Source organism: Streptomyces niveiscabiei, from assembly GCF_001419795.1.
Taxonomy (GTDB): domain Bacteria; phylum Actinomycetota; class Actinomycetes; order Streptomycetales; family Streptomycetaceae; genus Streptomyces; species Streptomyces niveiscabiei.
On sequence record NZ_LIRL01000204.1, the window covers coordinates 1 to 11,261 of the forward strand.

Here is an 11,261-nt window from a genome sequence, read left to right on the forward strand (position 1 = left end):
GCCACGTGAGACAAGCTCTAACGCTTTGGGTCGCGCTCGAAGATGCCATCCATGACCACGGCACCAGTCTGGATCACGGGCCTGATCTGCTTCCGGTAGACCTCCTCAGTGACCGCCGTACCGGAGTGCCCGACGAGCCGGGAGATCTCCTCCAGCGGGACGCCCCGGTCGGAGAGCAGGGACACGAAGCTATGCCGGAGCTCCCGGGGTGTCCACTCGGAAGCGTCGACCCCGTCGACATCCTTGAGCGCCTGGCGGAAGGCGCGGCGCACGTTGGCGGCGTCGAGCGGCTTGCCGACCGCCGAGGAGAAGACGAGGCCGTGTTCCTCCCAGTCATCACCGGCGGCGAACCGATCCCATCCCTGGTCTTCGAATTGCTGCCAGAGAGCTTCGACGCAGCGCGTCGGCAGGGCGAGGGTGCGCCGGGACTTTCGGGTCTTGGTATCGCCGGTGCGCCGGACCGAGCGCCACACGGCAATGGGGTCTGCCAATCGAACGGTGTAACACGGGTGTTCGGGGTTACTGGCGGGCTGCGGAGGGTCGGCCGTCGAAGGCGTTCAGCGCCATCTTCCACCGCAGGGTCCAGCGGGTTTGTCCTTTACCTGTGGGGTCCAGGGACATGATCGCCATGTAGACGCACTTCAGGGCGGCCTGCTCGTTGGGGAAGCGCCCGAGGGCCTTGACCGCCCGCCGGATCCGCGCGTTCACGGACTCGATCGCGTTGGTGGTGCAGACGATGCGACGGATCTCGGTATCGAAGCGGAGGAGCGGGGTGAACTCTTCCCAGGCGTTCTCCCACAGCTTCACGATCGCCGGGTACTTCCTGCCCCAGGCATCGGCGAACTCGGCGAACCGCTCCAGGGCGGCCTCCTCGGTCGCCGCGGTACAGGCGGGCTTGAAGACCTTGGCGATCTTGTCCCAGTCCTGGCGGGCGGCATGGCGGAAGGAGTTCCGCAGCAGGTGGATCACGTAGGTCCGTACGATCGTCTGCGGATAGATGGTCCGACCGCGTCGGGCAGGCCCTTGAGACCGTCGTAGACGAGCATCAGGACGTCGTCCACACCGCGGTTCTTGATCTCGGTGAGGATGTGCATCCAGTGCTCGGCCCCCACCGCCGTCGCGGATCTTCACATGGATCGCGTTGATGAAGACGACCGGATCAAGGGGGGCGGTTCTGCCGTTCAGCCATGCCCTCGATGACCTTGTCGGTGATCTTGGAGATCGTCTGGCGGCGCCATAGACCTCTGCGAGGTGGGCTCGAACCTCACCGGCCGTCAGCCCCTTCGCAGACAGGGAGATGACCATCTCATCCACGCCGGTCAGGCGCTTCTGCCGCTTCTTGACGATCTCCGGTCCGAACGATCCGTCCCGGTCGCGCGGCACGGACATCTCCACCGGGCCGACATCGGTCAGCACGGTCTCCGCGCGGGTGCCATTACGGCTGTTGCCGCCGTTCTTCCCGGCCGGATCGTGCTTGTCATCACCGAGGTGGTCACTGGTTTCGCCCTCCGGGGCGGACCCCAGCAGCCGCTTCGTCAGCTGCTGGAGCAGTCCGCCTGCCAGAGAGAAGACGGCGCCGCAGCGTCTGCGCTGCACGGTGAAAGCATCCATGCCACCGGGACCGACAGGCACGGGACCTGTGTCATCCGCGCACCATGAACCCCACCACCAGGCGCTCCGCCTCTCCTCGGCCGACTCAGCCCGGAAGGTTCCCGTCGATAGAGTGCGAAACGCTGATGGCTGCCAAGCCACCGAACTGCGGAGGACACACGGGGGACAAGGCGTATGGGTTACACGATTCCCGGCTGGCTGGACGACGTTCTGGACTTCATCGGGATCAACTTCCCCAACGTGGACGAGGACGACTACCGCGAGATGGCCGAGGCCATGCGGGAGTTCGCGGACCAGTTCGAGGGCCAGGGCGGCAGCGCGCACAAGGCGATCACCCGGATCCTGTCCTCCTCCGAGGGCTGGGCCGTGGACGCGTTCGAGAAGCACTGGTACCAGGTGAAGGCCAGCCACCTGGAGAAACTCCCGGAACTCGCGCGGCTGTTCGCGGACGCCTGCGACATCCTCGCGGACATCATCTACGGGATGAAGACCAAGGCCGAGATCGAGCTCGGGGTGATGGCGGCCTCGGTGGGCATCTCGGCCGGGCTCGCTGTCGTGACCGGCGGTCTGTCCGCCCTGATCGGCGCGGCCGAGGTCACGGCGATGCGGCAGGTGGTCAAGCGGATCATCGACGAGGCGGTGGACCGGATCGTCGACGAGGTCATGGCCAAGCTCACCGAGCCGGTGAACGCCAAGCTGGAGGCGATGGTCGAGGACATGGTGCTCGACCTGGCCGAGGGCGCGTTCTCCATGCCGGCCGGCGGCGGCCAGGGCGGGCACGGCAAGAGCGGGATGCAGCTCGCCTCGGCCAGCGGCGAGGGCAGCGGCGGCCCCGCGCCGGTCACCAGGATCGACCACATCGAGTTCGAGGACGGCGCGGGGAAGGTCTCGCGGCACGGCAACGACCTGCACACGGCCGCGAGTTCACCGCTGGGAAGGGCCAGGAACGCGTTCGGCCGGAGCAAGGGCCGCGACCCGTTCACCCAGGCGTTCGACAGCGTGCTGCACGGCGCGCTCAAGGGCACGGACAACGCGCTCGGCAAGATCGTCAAGCATGTCACCGAGACCGTCCCGGACCGGGTCAAAGCCACCTCCCGGCTACACAAGGGCAACGACCACGGTGTCGGTGACAAGGCCAACAGCATCGACGTGGGAAAGCACGGCGACGGCAGGGGCGGCAATGACGGGCTGCCCGGCTCAGGCTCCCGGCTCAAGATCGACGCGAACGCCAAGCACGATCCTGATCTGCCGCAGCGTGCCAAGGACGCCCGGGCCCTGGCGAACAAGGAGACCTGCGGCGACCCGATCGACATGGCCACCGGCCAGTTGGTCATGGCGCAGACCGACGTCGACCTGCCCGGCACCCTGTCGCTGACGCTGCGCCGCACCCACCTGACCGGCTACACGCACGGCATCTGCTTCGGCCCGTCCTGGGCCTCCACTCTCGACGAGCGGCTGGAGCACGCCCCCGGGGCCGACGGCGTGTGGTGGCACAGGGAGGACGGCTCCAGCCTGTACTACCCGCGCACCCCGGACATCGTCGGCGACCACGTCGACCCGGTGGCGGGTGCGCGCCTGCCGTTGACCTACCGGTCCGACGGCGCCCGGTACGTACTCGTGGTGCAGGACCAGCGCGCCGGCCTGACCCGGTACTTCGAGCCCGCCGAGGCCGCCGTCGGCATCTGGTGGCTGACCAGGATCGAGGACCGCAACCACCACCACATCGCCTTCGAGCGCGACGCGGACGACACCCTGCTGGCGATCGCCCACTCCGGCGGTTACCGCCTGACGCCGACCTGCGCCGAGGGCACCGGCCGGGTGACCGCCGTGCACGCCCTCACCGAGGACGGCCCGCTGCGCCTGCGCGGGTACCACTACGACGAGAACGGCGACCTGACCGAGGTGGTCAACGCCGTCGACGCGGCCACCCACTTCGCCTACGACAGCGCCCACCGCATCACCGGCTGGCGCGACAGCAACGACACCGTCTTCACGTACACCTACGACGACCTGGGCCGGGTCATCGCCACCCGCGGCAGTGGCGGGTTCCTCGACTCCCGGGTCACCTACAGCGGTCCGGACACCGACGGCACCACCACCGCCACGTACACCGATTCCCTCGGACACGCCACCGTCTACCGTGCCAACCCGCGCGGCCAGATCGTCGCGATCACCGATCCGCTCGGGAGCACCACCACCCAGACCTGGGACGACCGCGACCACCTTCTCAGCCGCACCGACCCGCTGGGCCACACCGTGGTCCACCGCTACGACGACGTGGGGCACCTCGTCGCGGTCGTACGCCCCGACGGCAGTGAGACCACCGCCGAGTACGGCGAATTCCCGCAGCCTCTCAGCGTCCGCACCCCGGACGGCAACGTCACCCGGTACACCTACGACGACCGCGGCAACCTCGCCTCCCTCACCACCCCCGCGGGTCGCACCACCCGGTTCACCCACGACGAGGCGGGCCGCCCCACCGAGGTCGTCGATCCGCTCGGCAACGTCACCACCATCCGCTGCAACTCGGCAGGGCTGCCGCAGGAGATCACGGACCCGCTCGGCGCGGTCACCCGCCAGACCCACGACGCTCTCGGCCGCCCCGTCACGCGGACGGACCCCACCGGTGCGACGACTCGCCTTGAGTGGACGCCCGAGAACCAGTTGGCGCGGCGCGTGCGGCCGGACGGCACCAGCGAGTCCTGGATCTACGACGGCGAAGGGAACTGCACCACCCACGTCGATCCGCTGGGCGGCGAAACCCGTTTCGAGTACACCCACTTCGACCTGCTCACCGCCCGCACGACCCCCGACGGCGTGCGTCACGAGTTCGGCCACGACACCGAGTTGCGTCTCGCCCAGGTCACCAACCCCCAAGGGCTCACCTGGAGTTACACCCGCGACGCGGCGGGCCGTCCGGTGGCCGAGACCGACTTCGACGATCGCGTGCTCACCTATCGGTACGACGCCGCAGGTCGCCTCGCCGCCCGCACGAACGGCCTGGGCGAGACCACCACCTTCGAGCGCGACGCACTGGGCCGGCTCCTCCGTAAAGACGCCGCAGGCCAGGTCACCACCTGTACCTACGACGGCAACGGCCGGCTCACCGAGGCCGTCAGCCCCGACGGCACCCGGCTGGCCGTGACGCGGGACCAGTACGGTCTCGTCCGCTCCGAGACCGTGGACGACCGGGAAATCACCTACAGCTACGACGAGTTGGGGCGCCGCAACGGGCGTACGACCCCTACCGGCGCGACGACGACGTGGTCGTACGACGCGGCGGGCCGCCGCACCCGACTGGTCGCCTCCGGTCGCTCCGTCGACATCGCGTACGACGCGGCGGGCCGCGAACTCACCCGCCACGTCGGCGACTTCCTCACTCTGCACAGTACCTACGACGCTCGGGGCCGACTCGCCACCCAGTCCGCCGCCGGCCGGGACGGTTCCACCCTCCAGCGCCGCACCTACACGTATCGCGACGACGGGTATCTCACCCTCCTCGACGACCAGTTGAACGGCCCGCGTCACTTCGGCCTCGACCCTGTCGGCCGCGTCACCGCGGTCCACGCCGAGGACTGGACCGAGTCCTACGCCTACGACGCGGCCGGCAACCAGGCCCATGCCTCCTGGCCTGCCCCGCATCCCGGCCAGGAGGCCACCGGCGAGCGCGCCTACACCGGTACCCGCATCACCCGTGCCGGCAGCGTCCGCTACGAGCACGACGCCCTCGGCCGGATCACTCTGCGCCAGAAGACCCGGCTCTCGCGCAAGCCGGAGACCTGGCGCTACGAGTGGGACACGGAGGACCGACTCGTCCAGGTCACCACCCCGGACGGCACCCGCTGGCGGTACACCTACGACCCGCTGGGCCGCCGCGCCGCGAAGCTCCGTCTCGGCGCCGACGGCGAAACAGTCGTCGAACGCGTCGACTTCACCTGGGACGGCACCACGCTGTGCGAGCAGACGACGCGCTCCGCCGGCCTGCCGAACCCGGTCACCCTCACCTGGGACCACCAAGGGCTGAAGCCCATCGCCCAGACCGAGCGCATCACCGCGGCCGAGGCGCCCCAGCAGGAGATCGACTCCCGCTTCTTCGCGATCGTCACCGACCTCGTCGGTTCGCCCCGCGAACTCGTCGACGAGCAGGGCGACATCGCCTGGCGCACCCGCACCACCCTCTGGGGTTCCACCACTTGGCACACCGATGCCACCACCTACACCCCGCTGCGCTTCCCCGGCCAGTACAGCGACCCCGAGACCGGCCTGCACTACAACTGCTTCCGCCACTACGACCCGGAAACCGCCCGTTACCTCACCGCCGACCCCCTGGGCCTGGCGCCAGCGCCCAACCCCACGTCGTACGTGCACAATCCGCACACGTGGGCGGACCCGCTGGGGCTCGCGCCCTGTGGCGAGGACACGATCTCGGTCTACCGCAAGCAGACCGACCATCCGCTGAGCCAGCGCATTCACATCGGTGAGAACGGTGAGGTGACTCTCACCGGCAAGGGCAAGCTCTATGTGAACATGAGCGACGACATCAGGCACACCATCGAATACCGAGGTGACGGCGGCCAGATCGTCTCCTTCGACGTCTCCAGGGAATACCGGGACTGGATCAGAGAATCCGCTCTGCCGCAGAACAAGGACGATCACCCGGACGGTGACGCCTTCACCCGAGGAGAATGGAAGGAACTGCTCAAGGAATACCCGGAGATCTCCGACCCGACCAAGGGAACCGACCTCTACGGAATTCCGCACAAGCTCTTCGACGGCCTGCGTTCCGAGATCATCCGCAACTCCGGTCGCGTCGTGCAGGACGGGTAGGCTTGCACCATGATCCATAGCGAGGAGAGCATCGCCGCCGAACGGGACCGAGTGCGGCAACGGCCTGGGATCGGGGCGGCTCCGCCTGTTCTGGCGGTCTTCACCGTCGATGTCGCCGAGGGCTCCGCAGAGGTGTACGTACAGCGGGTGCGTGATGTCCTTTCGGCAGCGCTCCAGCTGGCCTGCACGGCGGAGTTCGACGACGATGATCTACCGGTGGACGAATTCCCCGAGTGGTTCACGGAGATCTCCACCCGGGATGGCGAGACTTCGCACGAATTCTCGCGGAACGGCCGTGCCGCTTTCCTGGCGACGAGCGGAAAATCCAATCCCTGGCGCCTCCAGAACTGGATCTACCGGTTCGATCCGGACGAGGAGTCCCGCGGCTGGGAATTCTGGGACGCCATCTCCACGGGCCCGGCGCGGGTCCATGTCTGGGTGGACAGTTGGGGAGAGTCCTTCTTCGGCTCCCTGGAGCTGCGGTGGCTGCTGTACGTGGCCGGCGCCGCGCACGTCGAGGGGCCGGAGGTCCACGAGGCGGGCAGGTGGGCGTCGGAGACGGGCGGCCTGTGACGGGGGCGGAGCGGGTCACGCGGAGGGGGCACACCGGCTCCGCTTTCACGGTGTAGCAGGCGTGTCCCCAGGGGATCGCCGGACCCGCGCTGCGCGCGGAGGTCGCAGGCCGTGTCCGGTCCGCCAACCGCTGCGAGGCCCTTCAGCACGCGATTCCGGATCACCGCAGGCTGATACGCCCTCCAGCACACAGGGCATGTACAGGTCATGTGGGGCTGTTGGGGATGCAGCTGTCGAGGTCGAGGGGGCCGGGGCATCGGCGTCTGGCTGCTGCCTGTGGCATCAAGTCGCAGCAGGCACAGGGCCTGCTGCGCAGGAAGATGTCGGCCAACGCGGCAGGCATCGCCCGTATCGTCATGGCCGCTCCTGTCGACGGCAAGATCACCGCCGACGACGGGCAGGCCGCCGTCGCCTACGTCCGGGTCCGCCGGTCGGCAGGGGATGTCTCGGACGCGTCCAAGGACGCAATGGCCTCGGCGCGCGATGCCGGGCTGACCGTCGCGTTCGACGGCTGCGTCAGGGGTTCCGTACTCGAGGGGGGCGAGGTGGCCGGAATCGTCTTCGTCGTCCTTGCTCTGGCCATCGGCGTCCTCATCGACACGTTCATCGTGCGGATGTCCCCGGTCCCGGACGCCATGGCTCTCCTTCGCCGCCGTGCCTGGCACTCGATCGCATCAGCCCCGACGTCGACGTCGAAGGAGCACGGCTTCCCGAGGTTGTCCGCGGCGCTGCACCGCAGCCGGCCACGGCAACGCCCTCCGCCCCCGCAGCGCCTCGGCGACAACCATCCCCGTCCGGCCTCCGCGCACAACGGTCGGCCGGACTGCGTCCCTCCAGGAGCCGGAAGACCGGCCTCGCGCATACGGCGGCCCGCCCTCGCCGCATCGCACCCACCACCCCCGCCGACCGGCGGCCGGCTGACGGGCCGACTCGACCCGGCCCCAGAGCAGAGGAGCAGCCCCCATGACACTCCACATCGGACTGGCCTCGGCCGCCGAAGTCACCGTCTGCGCCCGTGTCATCGCCGAGGCCCTGCGCCAGGACCCCGTCCTGTACGCGGTCCTGCCCGGCGAGGGAGACCGCATCGCCCGGCTGACGGCGCTTTGCGCCACCGTGCTGCGCACCGGGCCTCTCCTGAACGGCGTCATCGACGTCGCTCGCGCGCAACCGGGAGGGGAGATCATCGGGGTCGCTGCCTGGGAGGGGCCGGACCGCCGCAGCAGCCTGTGGGCCGACCTGCGGGAACTCCCGCGCCAGATCCGCGCCGTCGGACTCGGCCACGTACCCTCCGTCCTCGCGCAGCTCAGGGCCTACAAGAAGGCGCGTCCGAAGGGACCGCACTGGTACCTCGCGGACATCGCCGTCAGCGACACCGCGCGCGGACTCGGGGTGGGCTCCGCCCTGTTGGCGTACCGGCTGGCCGCCATCGACGCGCAACAGCTCCCCTCCTACCTCGAAGCGACCGCGCAGGCCAACCAGCGGCTCTACGAACGATTCGGCTTCCGCCCCACCGCTCCCATCGAGACCGCCGGCGTGGCACCCATGGGGATGCTGCGCCCGGCGGACGGGCACCCCTGAACCACCGGCCTCAGCCCGGCATGACCGCGCCCGGGAGCGGTTAGGTCGCTGGGCCCTCGGTGCTCGCGGGGAGGGTCAGCAGGCGTCGTGTGCGGTCACGTGCGGCCGGAAGGCGGGACGACGGCAGGCCGAGCGCGAACAACGTCGCGTACCCGTACGACAACAGCAGCACCTGCGAGGCGGTCTCGGGCGCGCTCAGCCCCAGATCCCTTGCGGCCTTCGGGCCCGGAACAGTCCGACAAGGTCGGCGCGGTTGTCGACGTAGTGGCGGATGTGGCTGCGGCTCATGTCGCTCGCGGCCTTCTCCAGCGTCGCGGTCCTCAAGCTCGAACTCTCCTCGACGCCGACCTCGCCATGGTCCAGCAGCTCCTGCCGCAGGAACACCCCGAGGCAGACACGTCAGAGGAGCGCGAAGCCGCATGAAGCGTCGCCCCACCCTCGAAGGCTCCTCCCAACCGGGCGGCGCCGCCGGGGTCCGAGCGACCTGGCGGCGTCGCGACGACACCGACATCCCTGCGGCCCCGTACGCATTTGTCTGGGCCGAGGCCTCACGGAATTCGCTTCGCCTTTGCCGCTCGATCGATAGCCTCCTCGACCGCCGTAATACGCTCCGCCAACAGCCCCAGGGCGGCAATAGCTTGACCCATCGGATCGGTTCCACCTGGCGGAACGTAAGCCGCCTTCACCGCTTCCCATCGCTCCGCGAGATCCCCGGATAGCATTCCCCTCAACTCGGCGAGTTTCAGAAGATTCGCCTCGGCCCCGGTGGTCAATGTCTGGGCCTCGGCCAGGAAGTGGTCGTCTATCGTGGCGTCGAGTTCGCTGTCGTTCATGGCGGGCCGCATGCGTTGGGTGATACGGTTCATGGTCCGGTAGGAACCTTGGAGGCGGAACGGAGGTTCGGTTCGGGTTGTGGTGGATTGGGCGGCGGATTCGATGTACGCGGTATTGACGGCCAGGACTGTTTCCCGGGCTCGCAGGACGTGGCGGATCACGGAGACGATCTCGTCGATCTCGGCGATGGTGTAGGGGTGGCGCAGTCGGTCCGGGGTCGCTGAGGGGTCGTTCTGGGCGAGGCGGGTGAAGAGGGTGAGGTCGGCGCGGTCGCGGCCGGAGAGGGGGGCCAGGACGGGGTTCGAGGTGAGGGCGTTTTCGAGGAAGCTTTCGGCGAATGCGGCTTCTTTTCCGGTGAGGACGTCGCCGAGGTTCCATACGTCGGCCCGGTTCGCCAGCATGTCGGGTACGCGGAATTCCGTGCCGGACTCCGTGAAGGGGTTACCGGCCATGCAGACGGCGAAGCGTTTGCCCCGGAGGTCGAAGGTGCGGGGTTCTCCGTTCCATACTCCGTCCATGCGGCGGGTCGCGTCGCAGAGGGGGATGAATTTCTGGAGGAACTCGGGTGAGATGTGTTGGATGTCGTCCAGGTACAGGAGTGTGTTGTTTCCTGCGGCCAGGGCGAAGTTGACTTTTTCCACTTCCTGTCGGGCCGTTGCGTCGGGGGCCTCTGCGGGGTCCAGCGAAGTGACGTGGTGGCCCAGTGCCGGTCCGCTGATTTTTACCAGCATCAGGCCGAGCCGGTCCGCCACGTATTCCATGAGGGTCGTTTTTCCGTATCCCGGTGGGGAGATGAGGAGGAGAAGTCCGCCGGTGTCGGTGCGTTTCGTTTCTCCGGCGGTGCCGAGTTGTCGTGCGAAGCTGTCGCCGATCAGCGGCAGATACACCTCGTCGATCAGGCGGTTGCGGACGAAGGTCGTCATGGGGCGGGCCCGGTGCTCGGACAGGCGCAGGCGGGAGCGCTCGGCCGCCAGGAGTTCGCCGCGCCGCTGCTGGTAGGCACGGCAGGCGGGTACGTCGTGCCGCTCGAACTCAGCGGTTCTGGCAAGGAATTCGTCGAGGCGGAGTGTCAACTTGCCGTCGACGACGCGTGGATGGGCTGCGAGGAGGCCCTCGACCGTCACGGCGGGTGAGGCGTCGGTGGAGTACCGCGTCAACTCCGGGCACAGTTCGGCCGCTACGGCCTCGGCCAGCTCACCTTCCGTGAGTTCCAGGCCACTTGAGGAGGCGTACGCCGACAGCCAGGACCCCACGAGCTGTCGGCGCTCGGACAGCACGGGCAGGGCCGCGAAGTCGTCGTGGGCGGAACTCCCCACGCCGGAGCGGAACTTGTCGAGGAGGGTCCGGGCGGGCTCGCTCAGGACGAAGCCCTCGGGACCGGAGGTCAGTTCCTCGAAGAGGTAGTCGGCGGCGGGGCGTGATCCCCCGAGGGCGGTGGCCAGCTCGTCGAGCAGGTCGGGGAGTCCGGGGGCCGTGCCGAACATCTGGCTGACGCGGGCGAGGGAGAGGGCTCGTCGGGTCCAGGTCCGGCGGGCGTCGGCGCCGAGGCCGTGGGTCCAGGCGAGGTGGGCGGCGGCGCGGACGGCGGGCTCGTGGCGGAGCGTACCCACGTGGTCGTACACGGGTAGTACCGCGCGCAGGATCGCGGTCGCGTCGTGGTCGTGGACGCCGCGCTCGTACCCCTCGTCGTACGACTCCTGGGCTACCCGGCGTACGAGGGCGGGGAGGTCGTCGGTCGTGGTGAGGGTGGTGGGGCCGGGGTCGCGCAGGAGCCGGGCGGCGAGGTGCTCGGCGCGGCTGACCTGCGGGGATTCGGAGGGGAGGGTGCGGTCCCAGTA

The 11,261-nt window shown here is 69.0% G+C and carries 5 protein-coding genes and 3 pseudogenes; 3 read left to right on the forward strand and 5 right to left on the reverse strand.

Annotated elements, in window-relative coordinates; translation table 11 throughout:
* Positions 1-17: 17 nt before the first annotated feature.
* The 3 pseudogenes from AOK24_RS11565 to AOK24_RS52705 all read right to left on the reverse strand — a co-directional run.
* Positions 18-542, reverse strand: a pseudogene (locus AOK24_RS11565) (tyrosine-type recombinase/integrase); the annotation flags it as partial.
* Positions 520-1,094 (reverse strand): annotated as a pseudogene (locus tag AOK24_RS52700) (IS256 family transposase). The pseudogenes AOK24_RS52700 and AOK24_RS11565, both read right to left, overlap by 23 nt.
* Positions 1,095-1,170: 76 nt before the next feature.
* Positions 1,171-1,611 (reverse strand): annotated as a pseudogene (locus tag AOK24_RS52705) (transposase); the annotation flags it as partial.
* 174 nt (positions 1,612-1,785) lie between these two features.
* Between AOK24_RS52705 and AOK24_RS11575 the strand changes: the two are divergent.
* The 3 genes from AOK24_RS11575 to AOK24_RS11590 all read left to right on the forward strand — a co-directional run bounded on the left by AOK24_RS11575 (position 1,786) and on the right by AOK24_RS11590 (position 8,589).
* Positions 1,786-6,438: an RHS repeat-associated core domain-containing protein gene (locus AOK24_RS11575; protein WP_055719981.1), complete on the forward strand. Its 4,653-nt coding sequence runs from the start codon at positions 1,786-1,788 to the stop codon at positions 6,436-6,438.
* Positions 6,439-6,447: 9 nt separating this feature from the next.
* On the forward strand, positions 6,448-7,011 hold the full coding sequence (locus AOK24_RS11580) for a hypothetical protein (RefSeq protein ID WP_055719982.1): 564 nt from the start codon (positions 6,448-6,450) through the stop codon (positions 7,009-7,011).
* Positions 7,012-7,974: 963 nt separating this feature from the next.
* Positions 7,975-8,589 carry a GNAT family N-acetyltransferase gene (locus AOK24_RS11590; protein ID WP_055719984.1) on the forward strand — a complete coding sequence of 205 codons (615 nt, stop codon included), beginning with the start codon at positions 7,975-7,977 and terminating at the stop codon, positions 8,587-8,589.
* Between the two features lie 195 nt (positions 8,590-8,784).
* Here the strand turns inward: AOK24_RS11590 and AOK24_RS11595 are convergent, their stop codons facing one another.
* On the reverse strand, positions 8,785-8,973 hold the full coding sequence (locus AOK24_RS11595; protein WP_055719985.1) for a hypothetical protein: 189 nt from the start codon (positions 8,971-8,973) through the stop codon (positions 8,785-8,787).
* 164 nt (positions 8,974-9,137) lie between these two features.
* A partial coding sequence (locus AOK24_RS11600; RefSeq protein WP_159051842.1) for an AAA family ATPase occupies positions 9,138-11,261 on the reverse strand: 2,124 nt, incomplete at its 5' end.

Excerpts from the sequence above, each read along its gene's own strand:
- AOK24_RS11590 (WP_055719984.1), top strand. The coding sequence starts at position 7,975 with ATGACACTCCACATCGGACTGGCCTCGGCCGCCGAAGTCACCGTCTGC.
- AOK24_RS11580 (WP_055719982.1), top strand. The coding sequence starts at position 6,448 with ATGATCCATAGCGAGGAGAGCATCGCCGCCGAACGGGACCGAGTGCGG.
- AOK24_RS11575 (WP_055719981.1), top strand. The coding sequence starts at position 1,786 with ATGGGTTACACGATTCCCGGCTGGCTGGACGACGTTCTGGACTTCATC.